The organism is Thiopseudomonas sp. SA1F2-1K (assembly GCF_057443035.1).
The window spans coordinates 252,979-271,299 of sequence record NZ_CM172014.1 but is presented as its reverse complement, the minus strand read 5'-3'; the positions used below and the strand labels follow the sequence as shown (position 1 = coordinate 271,299).

General features: G+C 45.9%; 14 protein-coding genes. 10 read left to right on the top strand and 4 right to left on the bottom strand.

Annotation, left to right across the window (positions count from 1 at the left end; all coding sequences use genetic code 11):
- Positions 1-45 precede the first annotated feature (45 nt).
- The 5 genes from AC2T15_RS01310 to AC2T15_RS01290 all read left to right on the top strand — a co-directional run bounded on the left by AC2T15_RS01310 (position 46) and on the right by AC2T15_RS01290 (position 6,646).
- A complete protein-coding gene (locus tag AC2T15_RS01310) occupies positions 46-1,419 on the top strand; it encodes a solute carrier family 23 protein (protein WP_053103362.1) in 1,374 nt (457 codons plus the stop codon).
- An 83-nt stretch (positions 1,420-1,502) separates the two neighbouring features.
- Positions 1,503-3,275 (top strand): acyl-CoA dehydrogenase C-terminal domain-containing protein, encoded by a 1,773-nt coding sequence (locus AC2T15_RS01305; protein ID WP_053103361.1) that lies wholly within the window; start codon positions 1,503-1,505, stop codon positions 3,273-3,275.
- 106 nt (positions 3,276-3,381) lie between these two features.
- The gene (locus AC2T15_RS01300; protein WP_053105060.1) at positions 3,382-3,927 is read left to right on the top strand and encodes a hydrolase; all 546 of its coding nucleotides are present in this window, start codon (positions 3,382-3,384) and stop codon (positions 3,925-3,927) included.
- A gap of 182 nt (positions 3,928-4,109) precedes the next feature.
- Positions 4,110-5,528: an aspartate ammonia-lyase gene (locus tag AC2T15_RS01295; protein WP_286593086.1), complete on the top strand. Its 1,419-nt coding sequence runs from the start codon at positions 4,110-4,112 to the stop codon at positions 5,526-5,528.
- A 488-nt stretch (positions 5,529-6,016) separates the two neighbouring features.
- Positions 6,017-6,646, top strand: coding sequence for a 7-cyano-7-deazaguanine/7-aminomethyl-7-deazaguanine transporter (locus tag AC2T15_RS01290; RefSeq protein ID WP_486778533.1), 630 nt, complete (start codon positions 6,017-6,019; stop codon positions 6,644-6,646).
- A 67-nt stretch (positions 6,647-6,713) separates the two neighbouring features.
- Here the strand turns inward: AC2T15_RS01290 and hemB are convergent, their stop codons facing one another.
- The gene (hemB, locus tag AC2T15_RS01285) at positions 6,714-7,697 is read right to left on the bottom strand and encodes a porphobilinogen synthase (protein WP_053101026.1); all 984 of its coding nucleotides are present in this window, start codon (positions 7,695-7,697) and stop codon (positions 6,714-6,716) included.
- A gap of 100 nt (positions 7,698-7,797) precedes the next feature.
- On the bottom strand, positions 7,798-8,577 hold the full coding sequence (locus AC2T15_RS01280; RefSeq protein ID WP_486778532.1) for an AraC family transcriptional regulator: 780 nt from the start codon (positions 8,575-8,577) through the stop codon (positions 7,798-7,800).
- A gap of 103 nt (positions 8,578-8,680) precedes the next feature.
- Between AC2T15_RS01280 and AC2T15_RS01275 the strand changes: the two genes are divergently transcribed.
- From AC2T15_RS01275 to AC2T15_RS01255, 5 genes are all read left to right on the top strand, one after another.
- On the top strand, positions 8,681-9,562 hold the full coding sequence (locus tag AC2T15_RS01275; protein WP_486778531.1) for a DMT family transporter: 882 nt from the start codon (positions 8,681-8,683) through the stop codon (positions 9,560-9,562).
- Between the two features lie 521 nt (positions 9,563-10,083).
- A complete protein-coding gene (locus AC2T15_RS01270) occupies positions 10,084-11,718 on the top strand; it encodes a sodium:solute symporter family transporter (protein WP_486778530.1) in 1,635 nt (544 codons plus the stop codon).
- Positions 11,719-11,730: 12 nt separating this feature from the next.
- Complete coding sequence (locus tag AC2T15_RS01265) at positions 11,731-11,862, top strand: putative transporter small subunit (RefSeq protein ID WP_231692541.1); 132 nt, start codon at positions 11,731-11,733, stop codon at positions 11,860-11,862.
- 154 nt (positions 11,863-12,016) lie between these two features.
- On the top strand, positions 12,017-13,276 hold the full coding sequence (locus tag AC2T15_RS01260; protein ID WP_486778529.1) for an OprO/OprP family phosphate-selective porin: 1,260 nt from the start codon (positions 12,017-12,019) through the stop codon (positions 13,274-13,276).
- A gap of 27 nt (positions 13,277-13,303) precedes the next feature.
- A complete protein-coding gene (locus AC2T15_RS01255) occupies positions 13,304-14,230 on the top strand; it encodes a ParB/Srx family N-terminal domain-containing protein (RefSeq protein ID WP_486778528.1) in 927 nt (308 codons plus the stop codon).
- A gap of 64 nt (positions 14,231-14,294) precedes the next feature.
- Here AC2T15_RS01255 and AC2T15_RS01250 read toward each other — a convergent pair whose 3' ends face one another.
- Positions 14,295-14,684 carry a type IV pilin protein gene (locus AC2T15_RS01250; protein ID WP_486778527.1) on the bottom strand — a complete coding sequence of 130 codons (390 nt, stop codon included), beginning with the start codon at positions 14,682-14,684 and terminating at the stop codon, positions 14,295-14,297.
- A gap of 1 nt (position 14,685) precedes the next feature.
- Positions 14,686-18,318, bottom strand: coding sequence for a pilus assembly protein (locus AC2T15_RS01245; protein ID WP_486778526.1), 3,633 nt, complete (start codon positions 18,316-18,318; stop codon positions 14,686-14,688).
- Positions 18,319-18,321: the final 3 nt, after the last annotated feature.

Below are 18,321 nucleotides of genomic sequence, written 5' to 3'. Positions count from 1 at the left end.
TCAAGTGCTAGTAACCCACTAGCCTAGGCAGAAATGGAGATGAATATGCAGTTATATCAACGCAAACACGGGGAAGAGCAACCCTACTGGAAAGCTGGCCCATTTAAGGTGCGCTTACCCTTTGTGCATTACCGCTGGGAAACCGCGGAAATGTTCCAAGCTTTGATTATGTTTGTGGTTAGCTTGGGGATGATTCCACTATTGGAAAAATACCTCGGCTTACCCTATGACGTTGCCCTCGCTTACGTCGTGGTCTGCGGAATTGGTTTTATGCTACCGGCATTATTAGGTACCCCCTACGTGCCTGGCTGGGTTACGCCTGGAATTCCGGTAGTCCTACTGTTTTTAGGTAACTATGAGCCAGGCCCTGAAGCCATTCAGGCATTGTTTGCACTACAATTTTTGGTTTTCATTATATTTTTAGTGTTAGGTGTCACCCGACTCGGCAGTGCCTTGGTGCGGTTTATTCCTAACTCAATGAAAAGTGGCATCATTATTGGCGCAGGTATTGCCGCGCTCATGGGTGAAATTTCAACTGGCGGCCGCCTAGCTAATACCCCCATTTCCTTGGTGATTGGTAGCTTGGTGTGTCTGTACCTGATGTTCTCGGTCTCTTTCCGTGGCTTAACCGATCGCTTTCCATTTGCGAAAAAAATCGTTAACTACGGCATGGTTCCCGGCATGTTGATTGCGATCTTTATCGGTATCGCCGTGGGTGAGTACAAAATGCCCGATATCCAATTTGGCATTACCTCCCCTAACTTCAAAGAAATGTGGAACTACTTGCCCTTTACTGTTGGTTTCCCAGACGCCAAAGTATTTATGCTGGCAATTCCAACCGCGATTATTTCTTACGTGATTGCGTTTGGTGACATTATTGTCGGACAGTCACTGATGCAGCGGGCTGATGAACTACGTAGCGATGAAAAAATCGAGAACAATATTGACCGTGTGCACTTAGTTACTGCGATCCGTAACGCCCTGCACGCCTTCTTTGCGCCTTATCCAGGTTTAGCTGGCCCGATCTGGACTGCCATTGCAGCAACCATGGCTGAGCGCTATAAGCATGGCCGTCACGCAATGGAGTCGATCTACAGCGGCGCGGGTACGTTCTGGATTTCTGGCTTTATTGCACTGTTTTTACTGCCCTTGGTCACCTTCTTCCAACCGGTATTACCTATCGCCTTATCATTGACTTTGCTACTAACAGGTTACATCTGTTTAATGGTAGGTTTTGAGCAGCTCACCAATAACACCGAGCGCGGCATTGCCGGCACCATGGGTGTGGTATTGGCGGTGTATGGTGCAGGTTGGGGCTTGGCGACCGGTGCGGTGCTGTATATCTTAGTTGAACGCACCCACCTATTAAAATTTAGCACGGCGCCAAAAACTGAAACCGATGATGCTAAACTAGACTAATACGAAAGGCGCAGATGAGCTGCGCCTTATGTACCACGTGCTGGCCATTACTAACCAGCACCTGAAAAAAAGTAGGATGATTTATGGCTGAATATAATGCTCCGCTACGCGACATGCGCTTTGTTCTTCATGAAGTATTTGATGCGCCAAAACTTTGGGCTCGCTTACCTGCCTTAGCAGAAACCGTTGATGTGGATACGGCCGATGCGATCTTAGAAGAAGCAGCAAAGGTTACTGGTCAACTGATTGCGCCATTAAACCGTAGTGGTGACGAAGAAGGCGCACAGTGGAATGATGGCGTAGTAACCACGCCAGCCGGCTTTAAAGAGGCTTACCAAACCTACATTGAAGGTGGCTGGGTTGGTTTAGGTGGTAACCCAGAATTTAACGGTATGGGTATGCCAAAAATGCTATCCGTACAGTTTGAAGAAATGCTGTACTCTGCTAACTCCAGCTTTGCGCTGTACTCAGCCCTAAGTTCTGGTGCGTGCTTAGCCATTGATGCACACGCCAGCCAAGAATTAAAAGAAAAATTCTTACCGCCGTTATACGAAGGCCGCTGGGCAGGTTCTATGTGCTTAACCGAAGCACACGCTGGTACTGACTTAGGTATTATTCGCACCCGTGCAGAACCCCATGCTGATGGCACCTACAAAATTACCGGGAGCAAAATTTTCATCACCGGTGGTGAGCAAGACCTGACCGAAAACATTATTCACTTAGTGCTAGCTAAACTACCGGATGCACCTGCAGGTGCCCGTGGTATTTCCTTGTTCCTAGTACCTAAAGTGATGGTCAAAGAAGACGGTTCACTGGGTGAGCAAAACGCAGTGAGCTGTGGCTCGATTGAGCACAAAATGGGTATTAAAGCTTCTGCCACCTGTGTGATGAACTTTGACGGTGCCACCGGTTACCTCGTTGGTGAAGTAAACAAAGGTTTGGCTGCAATGTTCACGATGATGAACTACGAGCGTCTATCAATCGGTATTCAAGGTATCGGTTGTGCTGAAGCCTCTTACCAAAGTGCTGTGGAATACGCCAACGAGCGTATCCAAAGCCGTGCGCCAACTGGCCCACAGAACAAAGATCAAGCCGCTGACCCAATCATGGTGCACCCAGATGTGCGTCGTATGCTGCTCACCATGAAAGCCTTAACTGAAGGTGGTCGGGCTTTTGCTTGCTTAGTGGGCGAACAATTAGACATCTCTAAGTTCAGCACTGACGTAGAAGAGCAAAAACAAGCAGCTGACATGGTTGCCTTGTTAACTCCAATTGCTAAAGCCTTCTTCACCGATAACGGTTTAGAAAGCTGTGTTCACGGTCAGCAAGTATTCGGCGGTCACGGCTATATCCGCGAGTGGGGCCAAGAGCAGCTAGTACGTGACGTACGTATTGCGCAAATCTACGAAGGTACCAACGGTATCCAAGCCTTAGACTTAGCCGGTCGTAAAGTCGTCTCCAATGGCGGCGCGTTTGTAAAAATCTTCGCTAACTTGGTTCGTGAAAGCGTTGCCCAACCTGGCACGCTGTACGCTAAAGAGACCCTAGAAGCCCTTGAGCGTCTAGAAAAAGTAACCAACTGGTTAATCAATGAAGCGGCGCAAAATCCGAACGAAGTAGGTGCAGCCTCAGTTGAATACCTACACCTGTTTGGTTACACCGCCTATGCTTGGATGTGGTCACGTATGGCGACTGCAGCTCAAGCTAAACTTGCGGAAGACGAAGCATTCTACAGTGGCAAACTGGCAACTGCTTCTTTCTACTTCCAGCGCTTAATGCCACGTACTCTAGGTCTAGAGGCGAGCATTTGTGCCGGTAGCACCAGCCTATACGAACTTGCTGCCGAGCAGTTCTAAGCCCGTGCTCAGGTAACAACCAGCGACTCAAAAGCGGTACTGTGCTAAACGGTACCGCTTTTTTTATGTCTAGCGCGCTTAAGCCATCATCTACGGAGACTGCCCCATGTTAATGACAGCCGAACAAAGCTTACTGCTCTTAATTGATATGCAAGACAAACTAGTGGCCGCAGTTGATCAGCCCCAACAGTTAGTGGCTAATTGCCAATGGCTGCTAAAACTCAGCCAATTGCTCAAGGTGCCGATTGCCGCTACCGAGCAATACGCCAAAGGCATTGGACCTACGGTTGCGGCTCTGCAACCTTATCTAGAGCAGGTCACTGTGGTTGATAAAACGGTATTTTCTTGCCTAGCCAGCGCTGACTTTAGCCAACACTATCCACTGGCGCAGTACCAACAGTTTGTGCTCTGCGGTATTGAAGCCCACGCTTGTATTTTACAAACCGCCTTACAGCTGTTGGCGCAAAACAAACAGGTCTTTGTAGTGGTGGATGCCATTTCAGCACGCCAGCCGCAAGACACTCACTACGCACTACAGCGTATGCAGCAACAAGGTGCAGTACTGGTAACCAAAGAAATGGTCGGTTTTGAATGGCTACGTGATGCTAAACACCCGACCTTTAAAACCTTTAGCCAAGAGTTTTTACGCTAGCCCTTTACCCCTGACGAATAAAAAACTAATACCAGCGCACTTTTCGCCTAGTTGTTGTTTTTCTATTGATACAGGTCGACACTCACACGTTACGCCCCAACCCGCCGCTGAGTTGCTTAGCCTTTCTCTGGTAGCTCACGTAAAATAGCGGCTTACTTATTAACCGTGAAATAGGTTGCTTCATGTCTTCTGCCAATACTCGCTTAGAAAAAGACTTACTGGGTACCCTAGAAGTACCCGCGGATGCTTATTACGGCATTCAGACCTTACGTGCCTGCAATAACTTTAACTTATCAGGCGTTCCTCTGGCCCACTACCCTAACTTTGTTATCGCCTTAGCTATGGTTAAGCAAGCCGCAGCTGATGCCAACCATCAGCTCGGTTACTTATCAGCCGATAAGCACAAAGCCATTACCCTCGCCTGTAAGCAACTCATTGATGGCCAGCATCACGATCAGTTTATTGTCGATATGATCCAAGGTGGCGCCGGCACCTCCACCAACATGAATGCCAACGAGGTCATTGCTAACTTAGCCCTGGAAGCCATGGGCAAAGCTAAAGGCGAGTACCAGTTTTTACACCCCAATAATGACGTCAACATGGCGCAATCCACCAACGATGCCTATCCAACGGCCATTCGCGTGGGGTTACTGCTTGGCTATCAAGACTTGCTGATCAGCCTTAAAGCCCTAATGAATGCCTTTCAAGCCAAGGGCGTAGAATTTTCCAGCGTATTAAAAATGGGCCGCACTCAACTGCAAGATGCGGTGCCTATGACGCTTGGCCAAGAATTTAATGCCTTTGCCACTAACCTTGGGGAAGACTTAAATCGCCTTGATAAGCTGGTGCCTGACCTTTTAACCTGGGTTAACTTAGGCGGTACCGCCATCGGTACCGGAATCAACGCCGATCCTCGCTATCAAGGTTTAGCGGTTCAACGCCTTGCAGCCATCAGTGGGCATCCGGTAAAAGCCGCGACAGACTTAATTGAAGCCACCTATGACATGGGCGCCTTTGTGCTGTTATCCGGCATGCTCAAGCGCACTGCAGTGAAGCTTTCAAAGATCTGTAACGACTTACGCTTGCTCTCTAGTGGCCCACGTACTGGGATTAACGAAATTAACCTACCGCCCCGTCAACCCGGCAGCTCTATTATGCCAGGCAAGGTTAACCCGGTGATTCCAGAAGCTGTAAATCAGGTTGCCTATGAAATTATCGGCAATGACTTATCGCTGACCATGGCCGCCGAAGCAGGGCAACTGCAGCTCAACGTGATGGAACCGCTGATTGCGTGGAAAACCTTTGATTCGATTCGCTTACTCAAACGTGCGATGGATATGCTGCGCGAGCATTGCATTGAAGGCATTACCGCCAATGAGCAACATTGCCGTGAACTCGTAGAACACTCGATTGGCTTAGTCACCGCACTTAACCCCTATATTGGTTACGAAAACTCTACCCGCATCGCCAAAATCGCTTTAGAAACTGGCCGCGGTGTTCTCGAACTGGTGCGTGAAGAAAACCTGTTAGATGAAGAATTACTGGCTGAAATTCTACGCCCAGAAAACATGATTGCGCCGCGCTCTATTCCACAGAAATAAGGCCGCAACCTAGCGCTTAAGCCGGCTAACAGAGTTATCCCTATTCTTTGTGGGTAACTCTGTTAAAAGCTTTAGTACAAATCGCAACAGCCCACATCCTCTGCCCTCCCTAGCATTCGCTCAAAAAACAACCAATCATGCAATGCTTGCAGACTCGCCTCCAGTCCGCCCTATAATTAGCTAACTACACTGTGTACAAAACCAGTAAGTCGCTGATCAATATAGCTTTAATCACACTCAATGAATAATTGTCGCGGCCGTTAAATAGTTTTACCATTTTATACACAACACACTTATACACAGTCTTTTAGTTTTCTCCCACTAATGCCAGCTCAGCCAGCTAAACTTCAGCGTTGCAACCCTGTTGATAACTTAGTTAATAACTTTAAATAAACTGTCTATATTTTTGTCGATTAACAACTTAGCCGTTACTGGTTATACTGCGCGCCAATTCTGGGTTCCCTCGCCCCCATTAAAAAGGTTGTGGTATGTATAACGCTGCTTTACGCCGGTTAATTCTGGCACTCGCTACTCTGCACATTCTCATTATTATTGCCAGCAACTATTTGGTGCAGTTCCCCATGGAGTTACTGGGCTGGCAAACCACCTGGGGCGCGTTTAGCTTTCCCTTTATTTTTCTTGCCACTGATCTCACAGTGCGTTTAATTGGTAAACAACCCGCACGCAAAATAGTGGGTTGGGCCATGCTGCCGGCTCTCTTGGCATCCTACCTAGTCTCGGCACTGTTTCATGAGGGCAGCTTTCAAGGAGCCGCCACCTTGTTGCAGTTTAATAGTTTTGTGTTCCGTATCGCTCTGGCCAGTTTCGCAGCGTATGTGGTCGGCCAGTTATTGGATATCACGGTTTTTGATCGACTGCGGCAACTGCCCCAATGGTGGGTTGCTCCTGCAGCTTCGACTTTAATTGGTAATTTAGTTGATACCTTTGTGTTCTTCTGGGTCGCCTTTTGGCAAAGCAGCAATGCGTTTATGGCGCAACACTGGGTGGAAATCGCGGCAGTCGACTATGTAATTAAGCTGGCGATCAGTATGACCTTATTTGTACCGCTGTATGGTATGTTGCTCAATCGCATTACCCATTATCTAAAGCGTAGATAATCAACGCTGATCTTAGATTAATAAAAAAGGCATCACATGGATGCCTTTTTGCTGCTTAAACGTCAACTTACGCTTGGTCTTGTTTTAACCACTCGGCGACTTGCTTGGTGTAATAACTCACCACCATGTCAGCCCCAGCGCGCTTGAAACCAATTAAGGTTTCAAAAACCGTACGTTTTTCATCTAGTACACCAGCTAAGGCGGCAAACTTAATCGCTGCGTATTCTCCCCCCACCTGATACGAGGCAATCGGCAGGTCGGTACGCTGACGCAGTTGCGCCACAATATCCAAATACGGTGTACCTGGTTTAACCATTAAAATATCTGCACCTTCGGCCTCATCAATCGCGGCTTCTACCATTGCCTGACGACCATTGGCAAAGTCCGCCTGATAACCATTTCGATCGCCCGATAGATTACAATCCACCGCAGTACGGAAAGGACCATAAAAGGCCGAAGCAAACTTAATCGCGTGAGCTAAAATTCCCACATGACTAAAACCTGCCTCATCTAAGCCCTGACGAATAGCCGCTACCTGACCATCCATCATTGCCGATGGCGCCAGCATATCGGCACCGGCCCGCGCGGCTGCTACTGATTGCTTAACTAAGTTAGCCACCGTGGCGTCGTTATCTACTTCGCCATCACACACCACACCACAGTGCCCATGACTGGTGTATTCGCAAAAACAAATATCCGGAATCACCACCATATCCGGATGCCGTTGTTTAATGGTGCGTACCATTCGTGCCAGCAACCCATCGTCATTCCAGGTATCGCTGCCCACTTCATCTTTTTTATGGGAAATACCAAACGGCATAATGTAGCGAATGCCTAAGTTATACAGCTCATCGACTTCGGCCGCTAACTCAGACTCAGGAAAGCGACAAATACCTGGCAAGGAGTCAATTGCTTGACGCTCAGTTAAACCTTCATCAATAAAAATGGGATGAATCAAATCATCCAGATTAAAACTTTGCTCACGCACCAAGTTACGAATCGCCGCAGTACGTCTTAATCGACGTGGGCGATATAAAATTTCTGAGGACATACTCACTCCTAAGGGCTAACGGCAACTTAACAGTTAGGCATTAACGCCCAACACAACGCTAACAGTATAGACCCTCTGGTCCACTGACGGCAGTCATCGCTTAGTTTTGTTGGCGCCGATAAGCCTCGGGAGTACAGCCTGCATGACGCTGAAACATACTAATAAATGCTGAGGAGCTGCTATAGCCTAAGTCAAAGGCTAAGGCTTTAACGCTTTGCCCTTGCTCTAAACCCTCTAACGCGGCTAAAAAACGTAAACGTTGACGCCACTCACCAAAACTCATGCCCAGCTCACGCAAAAACGTTCGTGCCAGCGTGCGCTCACTGACAAATACTTGCTCAGCCCAGTCAGCTAAGGTGGCATTATTGGCTGGCTGCAAACGTAAGCTATGCAAAATCTGATTAACCTGCGGTGAGCTGCCATAGGGTAAATACGCCTGTTCGATTGGCGCTAATTGCAGTTGATCCAATAATACCTGTGCTAAATTTTGATCGGCTAAAGTCATTGGCTGTTTCACATCGCGCTGGGCAAAGTCATTCAAAATCGCTTTTAAAATATCGCTCATTGCGACCGCACAGGGCTGAAGCGGCAGCTGCTCACAAGCGCTGGCTGCAATATATACCGAGCGATAAATTACCGCCTCACGGTTATAACAGCTGTGCTGATGATGCGGCGGCACCCAGACCGCATAACTGGGTGGTGATAGATACACTTGGCCTTCCACTTCCAGCTGCATGACTCCCCGCGCCGTATAATTAAGCTGCCCCCAACTGTGCTGATGGGGCGCGGCATGGGTATCGGCACCGAATTCGTCATAGCGAAAATACACCGTACTGGGTAAATCTCTGATTTCTGGGATGCTGAGGTATTTTTTTTGCATACTGTCTTAAATTCACGCTGCTCTGTCTGAAAATCAGTATAGGCTTTAATTAAGACAGGCGCATAATAGCGGGCATTCTTCTTTTAATAACAACTGAGCCTCTATGTATTACGCATTTCCCTTGCTGGCGGTCTTATTCTGGGCCGGTAACACCGTGGTCAACAAACTCACCGTAGGTGCGATTAATCCCGCGGAAATCGGATTTTATCGCTGGTTATTTGCTGCCGTGTTGCTCACCCCTTTTTTACTGCGCCCCGCGCTACGCAGTTGGTCCACAGCCAAGCCGTATATGGGCAAAATTTTTATTTTAGGCTTTCTGGGAATGGCGGTTTATCAAAGCTTAGCCTATTTTGCCGCACCTAAAACCTCGGCGACTAATATGGGAATTATCCTCTCGTTAATGCCGATGATGTCCTTAACCTTAGCCATTTTGGCACTTGGTCAAAAACTCACGATGGGGGCATTAGTTGGCTCAATTGTGTCGTTTCTTGGGGTGCTATTAGCTATTGCAGAAGGCGACTTACTCTCCCTGCTAAGCCACGGTATCAACATGGGCGATGCAATGATGTTAATCGCTACTTTATCCTATGCGATCTACAGCACCTTGCTAAAAAAATGGCAAATTCCCCTGTCAGCCATGACCATGCTCTACCTACAGGTGTTAGTGGCGGTGATTATCTTATTCCCGCTGTTTTTATGGTCGCCTAAGGTGGGATTAACTAGCGCTAACGTGCCGCTGATTTTATACGCCTGCGTATTTGCCTCAATCGCCGCGCCCTTGGCATGGATGACTGGGATTAAACATTTAGGCCCAAGCAGCACTGCCGGTTTTTTTAATTTAGGCCCAATTATTACGGCGGTGATTGCTTGGTTGATGTTGTCTGAGCAGCTGGCTACATATCACTTTATTGGCGGCGGTATGACCATTTTCGGCGTCATTTTATCTGAACGCTGGACCCGCCCTTGGCGCCAGCACAGTGCTTAATTAACGGGTTACTTTCCCACCTAAAACTTGCCAGCAAGGATCATTTTTTAGCCATCACGGATTTTTGCTGGTATAGTTTTCACTTCGCGACTCAATAACTGACGAATAAGGCTCGCGTGTTTACTGGTTAAATCCAGCTAACCGTTACAGGAAAACTGCCTACCTTTGTGTAGTTTTAGAGATACTAAAAAAGGTCTTAGCAGCTACCGGTAAAATGGATAGGGAATACTTTTGCTTAAGAGAGATTAATAAAGTCGCCCGCGGCGCCACCAATAACATCCCTTAAGCCCACCACCTGCTAATACTAGCTAAGTGCTAGTTAGCCATTTTGCTCACAGTTGGGTGTGAAGCCTTTTTTACTGCCTCTTTCTGAATCCGTAGGCTAACCGCTTGCAGCTTCAGCTTTCTGTAACTTCTTTATGCTTCCTGGCGCGCCTTGGCGCTTTAGGACAGCTCTACGTGTTACCGCACGCAGAATACATCCTGCTTGGATGAACGCGGTATTTAAGGAGTGATGGAAAATGTTTCAATTTTCTACAACCGGCGCTTTGCTGTTGTTACTCGCCTTTTATGGCATAACTTTTTTACTCACGCTACGCATTGGTAAAAAAGAAGAAAATGTGGATGGCTACATGGTTTCCAATGGTTCCGTTGGTTTTGGTATGTCCGCCGCCAGTATGACCGCCACCTGGATCTGGGCCGCCTCGTTCTACGCTGCCGCTAGTTCAGGCTACAAATATGGCTTATCGGGCGCTATTCATTACGGTTTCTGGGGTGCCCTAATGATTTTGTTTATTTACCCGTTTGGCATGCGCTTTCGTAAATTAGCCCCTGATGCCCACACCTTGGCTGAAATTATGCACGCCCGCCACGGTACGGCCAGCCAAATGGTCCTCGCCGGCTCTAACATTGTCGGTAGCGTAATTAGCCTTATGGTCAACTTTACTGCTGCCGGCGCCTTAGTCGATATTCTTTCCCCCTTAAGCTTTACCCAAGGCGTTATGATTGCCGGCTTTGGCGTATTGTCTTATACCCTATGGTCTGGCTTTAGATCCTCTGTTTTTACCGACTTTGGCCAACTGGTCGCGATGATTGCAGCAGCGGTGATTATTATTCCGGTGCTATTTTTTAAACTAGGTGGCCCCTCACTATTTGAGGCCGGTATGCCAAACCTCACCGCTGATCAAGCCAACTTCTTCTCTACCACCGCTATTTTAGAACAAGGCGCGCCATTTTTTGTCGCCGTTCTGGCCTATGCCATTGGTAACCAAACCATCGCCCAGCGCCTATTTGCTGTGCGTGAAGACCTAATTAAACCCAGCTTTATTACTGCCACCATCGGCTATGGCGCGATTGTCATTGGGCTTGGAATGTTGGGGCTATTGGCCTTATTTGCTGGCGTAATTCCAGTAGATGGCGACCTCAACAACCTAATTCCACAAATGGCTGCCACCTATTTACCCCCCTTCATGGTGGCCCTGCTGTTTATCATGGTAATTGGTTCGCTGTCCTCCACTGCTGACTCTGATCTATCAGCCTTGTCAGCCATCGTCATGACCGACATTTATGGTAAGCAAATCACCAAAAATCGTCCGTGTCCGAAAAAAATGCTCTGGATTGGACGCATGACCATGATTATCGCCACCACCTTGGGCGTGGTGTTTGCTAGCTTAAAACTAGATATTTTATCCATGCTCATTTTTGTTGGCGCCCTCTGGGGTTCTATCGTGTTCCCAGTGATTGTGAGCCTGTACTGGAACAAGGTCACTAACAAAGCGTTCACCCTATCGGTTGCGGTCTCTTTCTTACTGTTTTTGATCGTACGCTTTAACTGGCTACCGATTACCGGTGCCACGGGCATGTTTTTTGAGTTAATGGCAGCGATTGGCGGTGGGGTAGTGATTGGCCTCATGACCTTTGGCTTTTTCGGCAAAACCGTTGGCCTGATTTGCGGGGTGCTCGCGGCGGCCATTTTTGCCCCTTACGCAGTTGGCTTTTTGCGTGAATACACAGTACTGCTCAGCTCCCTTACGGCCTATGGCGCCAGTGCCGTCGTCTGTACGCTAATCACCTTACTCAGCAAAGCTGAGCCATTTGATTTTGCGACCATTGATCAAAGAGTCATTGAATTTCACCAAGAGCAAAACAACGCATAAGGAGTAGCTAACATGTCAACTTTAGGATTAACTATTTACGTCTTAATGTGGCCGGTGCTGGCCACCGGCGTTCTGATCGTTTTGTGCGCCGGACTCATTAAAGATATCCGCAAAGCCAAAAAGAAAGGTAAAAGCCTAGTCTAACGCTTAACTTAACTTGCCTCACCGCGCTGTTAGCGGTGGGGCAATAGCGGACTGTCATTCAACTGACATCTAAACGTCACCCTCGCGTCATCTTTGCCCTACAGCATCAGCATCTAAAATTTTATCTGCCTGATAACTATTCTAAGGATGCTGTATGTTCCGCTTTGCCCATTGCCGTCTACCACTTTCATTACTGACACTCGCCATTGCTGGCCCACTCTATGCTGGCACAGTAAGCACCGATGGCGTAGATTTAGTGATTAAAACGAAAGGCGGTTTTGAAGTAAAAACAGTCGATGATGCCTTTAGCTTTCAGCTCGGTGGCCGCTTACAACTAGACATGGACTCCTTTAATGGAGTCATGACTAAAAATGGTAAACGGGCCGATGAAGCTTATCTTCGCCGGGCGCGTCTTGAGGCCTCCGGTAAAGTTTATAGTGTTTGGGGCTATGACTTTAGTGTGAGCTTTGCTGACGATGGTGAGACCTCATGGAAAGAGGCCTCGATTAGTTACCTAGGCCTTGATCCGGTGACCCTCAAGTTTGGCCGCTTTGATCCAGATTTTGGTCTTGAGTCGGCCACCAGCTCCAAATGGATTACCGCTATTGAGCGCTCAATGATCTATGACCTAGCACCTTGGGTGAATGACCACCAAGAAGGCATGGGGTTACAAATCAGTGCGAGTAATCAAGTGCTCTATGGTTCAGCCAGTGTCAATCGCCCTAAAAACCAAGAAGACACTCATGGTAAAAACAAAAATAATTATGGCTTGCGCGTGGTGTATGCGCCCTTGGCTAGTGCTGGCAATGTCTTACACTTTGGCGCCAGTTACGCCAATAGCCAAGGCAATGAGTTTGACGGACGCATCCGAACCCGTCTTGGGGTACGCGGCACCTCTGAAGACAGTGCCAATGGTAATCGCCTAGAGCTGGCACCGAAAATTAAAAACGCCAACTTTGATAGTGATCGTGCCTGGGGCTTAGAGTTAGCCTGGGCCCATGGTCCTTTATCGCTCCAAGGTGAGTACTTGCGCCGTGACCTAAAGGCCGACAATAGCAACAAAGTTAAACGCAATGACCGCAAAGCAGAGGGTTACTATGGCCAAATCGCTTATACCCTAACCGGCGAGTCGCGCGGCTATAAATTGGATGGTGGTAAATTTGACAAAATAAAACCCAACGATAAATCCCTAGGCGCGTGGGAGATATTCTATCGCCATGATCAAATCCAAGTTAAAGAAAGCGACTTCTTAGATAACAAGGTAAAAGGTCACACCTTTGGTGTTAACTGGTACGCCAATGAAGCGGTTAAAATTTCGGCGGATTACGTCAAGGTTAAAACCTCTAAGCCTAGTAATAAAGTCGGAGATAAGACCGGCGATGCCCTCAGTTTACGTGCACAGTATGTGTTTTGATTGGTCGCTTAAGCTAAGGAGCATTCCATGCGTTTGACGTTTGCCATCCTCTTAACCGGCAGTTTAAGCACGTTACCGCTTTACGCCAGCGTTACTGACTCAAGCCATTCGGCCAGTGAAACGATTATTCAGGTGCAACTTAAGCAGTTGCGGCCCACACAAGCAGCGATTGGCTACGATCAGGTGTATTACAAACTGGCTCGCTTTGCCCAAGCGCCGCAGGCAGTACTTGAGGAGTACTGTGAAACCAATGGCCAGTTAGGACTCAGCCACGCCAGCAACAAAGCCAGCCTACAAGATCCGGCTAGCTTTAGTTGTCAGGCCGCGGTAGGTAGCGATCCGCAATCGATGAAAACCGTGGTGATCGGCCCCCAGCAACACCTCTATCTGACCGATGGCCACCATACCTTTACTAGTTTATGGGAGCACCCAGGCGCAGGGCCTGAATTAACGATGCACGTTAGGGTCAGTGCCGACTTTAGCGACAGCCCAGACCTTGAGCACTTTTGGCAGCGCATGCAGCAAGCCAATAAAGTCTGGCTACGTTCAGGCACCAATCAAGCGATTGAGCCCCAGCAGTTACCCAAACAATTAGGGCTACAACAGCTAGACAATGATCCCTACCGCGCCTTAGTGTATTTCACCCGAGGCGCCGCCTATGAAAAGCCTCGCTCAGGCAATACGCCGATTGAGTATTTAGAGTTTTATTGGGGCAACTGGTTACGTGCGCAATTGGATCTGCACCAATACGACTTAAATAACCTAAAAAGCTATCAACAGGCAGTCACAGCAGCCAGCCAATTGATGGTTAAAGCGGCCGCCGATCAACCAATCACAAGTACAGGGCTCACCCCCCAACAACTGGGTGGTTATCAACGACTAAACCGCAAAAAACTGAATAAGAATCTAAGTAGTAAAGTGCCTTTAGCATTGAGGTACCAGGCAAAATTATAAAATAAACCCCCAAAAAGTCAGTCCAACTTTTTGGGGTCAATTATCTAAAAGAACTTATTAAAGCTCACCAACAGTCAGATGGTATTTTTTGATTCAAGTTATTAACTGTCAGCGTCTTGCATTTATCACTTGCCATACTACCTGTAGGCACTGCTGATAAAGTGAAACTTCTTTTATTCGGTTCATAATCAATAGTATAGTTTATAGTCGTACCTTCTTTTGGAATTTTATTAAAAGGTAAATTCTCTTTAGAAGGATAAATTCCTTTAGCACTTCTTTCACGCTCTAAAAATAGCACCAGCTCCATAAGTTGTGCCTGCGCCTCAGCTCTTTTGGTTTTCATTACATGTTGCTGATACGAAGGATAAGCTATAGCAGATAGTATCCCTACTATGGCAACAGCTATCAGCAGTTCAATCAAAGTAAAACCGTTATTTAATTGATAGCCTCTCACACTAGTTTTCCTCATGCCAAGATAAACGATTAGAAGAGTTCACCCCTCCTAAAATTTCAATACAATTAGCGTCTACGCCCACTTCACTCTTCGCACCTTCAGAGCTAGCGTAACATAGATAGCGTTTACCTGAGTCTCTAGCATCAAGCACTAAAGGCTTTTTAATAACACCACTGTTAGGGTTACTAAAACCTGAAGAGGGTACTCTAATTACATTTCCGTTACTATCTTTAAGCTCATTACCGTCTTTATCTTTAAGCACTACATAATCATTACTATCGATAATCCCATCTTTATTTAAATCAAAGAAAGAATAGTTAAGGCGGCTTCCCGTTGCTAAATCTAAACTCATAATCCAGCTACGGCCACCAGCTAAACAAGGATCACTTGAAGGAATTAAACTAGTAAAGGTTACTCGATTACCTCCTAGAGTAGGGCGCGCAATAATACGTTCACCTTCTGCACCATTACCTCCTCTAGCTTCACTCCACAATAAATTAAGATACCATCCATTAGAATCAGGCCGCATTGGAATATCAGTAACTACCCGTACGCTCATCTCATTAATCATGCTTTCCTGCAAAATTTCCTGCTGGATAAGCCCACTCTTTAAGATTGGTTTTCCCTCATCTACAAGTCCATAAAGAGAGTTAATAATTGGATCCTCACCAATAACACCATCATTCATTTTATAATAACTACCTGTACCTACTAAGAGCATTAAACGCTTATCTTGAGTATAAGCAGCATCTAATGGTGCTGTAATTGGCTGAGGACGTCCTTTCGGGTCTACTGCAGAAAATAACTCTTTACCTTTAAGGCTAGCCGGTATTTGCCATTTATCTACTTTAGAATCTGCTACATCTATTCTCCAAACCTTACCTACAGTGTCCGCAACATAAAGCCGATCTGCAGTTTTGTTATTACTTAAGTCAACAGCTAAAACAGAGCCTAAATCTCCAGAGGTATTAAGCTCAATTTTTTTAATAATTTTTCCATCTGCAGCATCAAGTATCCATATATAGTTCTTTGTATTAGTTTCACGCTCATATCCGCTACTAATAACTACACCAAATTTTCCATTATTTAGCGGCACCAGGGTTGGCTGAGCAATCGTTAATCCTAGTTTATCTTGATCATCACCATTAAACTCCCAAAGTACACTCCCAGCATCCATTTTTTCTGGATTACTAACATCTAAAGCAAAGATAGAGTTTCCACCAGCTCCCGTGCTACCTATCAGAATAGTTTTCCACTCATTATTAATATAGGCATCACCTATACGCGGGGTACCATCCACATAATACAGATGCGAATACTCATGCTTAACTAACTGCTCTAGCTTAGGTACAACACTCCGTGGAATATAGGCAAATAACTCTTCTCCATTCTTTGCATTAAAAATATGCAGCATGCCATCATTAGCACCTACAGCTAAAATACCCGGCTTGCTTTTATATGGAGTTGATGACCGATACTCAATATATTTTTGACCAACATCGCTACTATGAAAAAGTCCACCCGTTATTTGTGCATAACCAAAGTTTTGATGCTGCATATACTGTGGATCTGAATTAGTAATATCTCCTAGCACACTATCTCGCTGTCTAAATATACCCTCTAGGTTTTTTCCTGAGCGCTCATTTGCACGATCACCTCTCAGGTATTTAACTATCAAGTCTATATTCGCCGAATCAGATAAAGATTTTTTATAACCTGCAGATAAGGAAGCTGTATTAAAAGGCTTGCCTTTACCATCAAACGTAAATATTTTTCTATCATCGTATTTAACTTTATCAAGCTCTTCTGCAGCGCTCCATGATTTAACATTAGTGACAATATCTTTTGCGATGATATCACCACTCCAGCGGTCTGTACTTAATAGCGTCTGATATGCAATGGTACCTTCAATATAAGAAGTACTATTTGCAGCTAAAGAGGTGGTAGTACTTCTTAAGCTTTGTACAATATTAGCAAAAGCTTCTTTCAAGCTCCTTACCATTAAGTTAGCGTCACTGGCCACATAAAAAGTTCTAGGCCTTAGATTACCATTTTCCAGTTTATCCTCATCTGTCCACCAGGAATTCTCCTTGATAAAATCCTTTAATGGATCAAAATCTTTAGGTACAGTAAACCCGCCATATTTAGTAGCTAGCCAATATTGATTCTTAATGCGATCGGCCAAATGTTCGTTCTCACGAACATCAATCCAGTAGGTCGATATCCGTTGATCCCCTAAATTTTGATTAGGTCTTATATTGGTTGTATTAGCATAATAGGCTAAGCCTGCAATATAAGCAGAGTTATTCCTACCTGTAAATTCTTGCTCTGCAGTTTTAAGACTCCCCTCAGCTCCAAGTATCTTGTTTGTGTAGGCATTCAATGGCAAGTTATCACCTTGGGCTGGTAAGTTCCTATCTTGGTGAGTATTAACATCGCCAATACCTAAAATAATATTTTTCTGGCAAGAGTAATTAATGGGATCTGACCAGTTACGTTCAATCACAGGGAAGCGATCGGCCTGTTGTTCAACATTCTCTTTCTCTTTTCTAACGGTGTATTCAGCGACATTACCCTGATTTTTAAAGTATCTTATTGCTGTGTAATAAAGTTCACTCACAGGATCATAACTTTTTAAGCTGTGAGTTCCCCACTCTCCAAACTTATTAATATAGTTAATTACTCCACTATTACCATAATCGGGCCAAAAGCTTTTATCTTTATTTGCATCTTCATCTGGATGCTGGATTAACTGGCCTGTATCTTCTCGCCACTCTGCCTGAGGGTTTGCCTCTTCTCCAACGCCACCAAACACAGGCTTTTTAGGGCCGACATATTTTTGTTCAGCCCGTAGCACCCCACCCTTACGATAAGGATTATTACTGCTGTCATTAAGATAACCAAAAGCACTGTAACGCAGTTCCCTTGCATACTGCTGTATCAGCCCCTCTGGCTTGTATCCTCCATTGGGGTAAGGCTGGCAATTCTCCTCTAGAAACCTAGGGTCACATACTTTAACTCTAACAAAATAACTATAATTTACCTTATTAAGCTGAACCTCAGCCTTATATTGTTTTCCCGATACGTTTATACGTTTCAAACGCGCATTACTACCATAAGGCGTATAGCCATCAGGAATAGTTTTATTATATTCTCTATTGCCTCCGCCTCCCGGGTTGCGTGCTTTTTGCAAAATAGTTAGGGTCTCAGTATCAACTAGTCTATTACCACCAGTTAGAGCCGCACGAAATGGGTCAATAGTTGGGGTAAAGGCCCAGTTTAAAAAATTACCATGAAACTCTTCTGTCTGCCTGCCCCCGCAGGTATTAGCTACATCTGCTAGTTTTTTCGTAGGGTTAAAATACTCTATCTCATTACGCTCATATTTATTACGCTCATATTTATAGCACTTTAAAGAGTCAAAATATCCCGCATAAGTTCTTTTGGGGTCAAACTCTCCCGTATTAGCAATAGATACCACCGTAGGATACTCAACTGAAGGAACTAAAGCTAAACTACCTGGAACATTACCACTACCTAATAATAAAGGTGTTTGTGCAACACTAGCAGCAGCAGTTTGCCCAATAGACCAGCATGTTAAAGCTGAAATCAAAAACAATCGTACATTAATCATAAT

Excerpts from the sequence above, each read along its gene's own strand:
- AC2T15_RS01275 (WP_486778531.1), top strand. The coding sequence starts at position 8,681 with ATGTATTACGCATTTCCCTTGCTGGCGGTCTTATTCTGGGCCGGTAAC.
- AC2T15_RS01290 (WP_486778533.1), top strand. The coding sequence starts at position 6,017 with ATGTATAACGCTGCTTTACGCCGGTTAATTCTGGCACTCGCTACTCTG.
- AC2T15_RS01255 (WP_486778528.1), top strand. The coding sequence starts at position 13,304 with ATGCGTTTGACGTTTGCCATCCTCTTAACCGGCAGTTTAAGCACGTTA.
- AC2T15_RS01300 (WP_053105060.1), top strand. The coding sequence starts at position 3,382 with ATGTTAATGACAGCCGAACAAAGCTTACTGCTCTTAATTGATATGCAA.
- AC2T15_RS01245 (WP_486778526.1), bottom strand. The coding sequence starts at position 18,318 with ATGATTAATGTACGATTGTTTTTGATTTCAGCTTTAACATGCTGGTCT.
- hemB (WP_053101026.1), bottom strand. The coding sequence starts at position 7,697 with ATGTCCTCAGAAATTTTATATCGCCCACGTCGATTAAGACGTACTGCG.
- AC2T15_RS01260 (WP_486778529.1), top strand. The coding sequence starts at position 12,017 with ATGTTCCGCTTTGCCCATTGCCGTCTACCACTTTCATTACTGACACTC.
- AC2T15_RS01265 (WP_231692541.1), top strand. The coding sequence starts at position 11,731 with ATGTCAACTTTAGGATTAACTATTTACGTCTTAATGTGGCCGGTGCTG.
- AC2T15_RS01295 (WP_286593086.1), top strand. The coding sequence starts at position 4,110 with ATGTCTTCTGCCAATACTCGCTTAGAAAAAGACTTACTGGGTACCCTA.
- AC2T15_RS01310 (WP_053103362.1), top strand. The coding sequence starts at position 46 with ATGCAGTTATATCAACGCAAACACGGGGAAGAGCAACCCTACTGGAAA.
- AC2T15_RS01270 (WP_486778530.1), top strand. The coding sequence starts at position 10,084 with ATGTTTCAATTTTCTACAACCGGCGCTTTGCTGTTGTTACTCGCCTTT.
- AC2T15_RS01280 (WP_486778532.1), bottom strand. The coding sequence starts at position 8,577 with ATGCAAAAAAAATACCTCAGCATCCCAGAAATCAGAGATTTACCCAGT.
- AC2T15_RS01305 (WP_053103361.1), top strand. The coding sequence starts at position 1,503 with ATGGCTGAATATAATGCTCCGCTACGCGACATGCGCTTTGTTCTTCAT.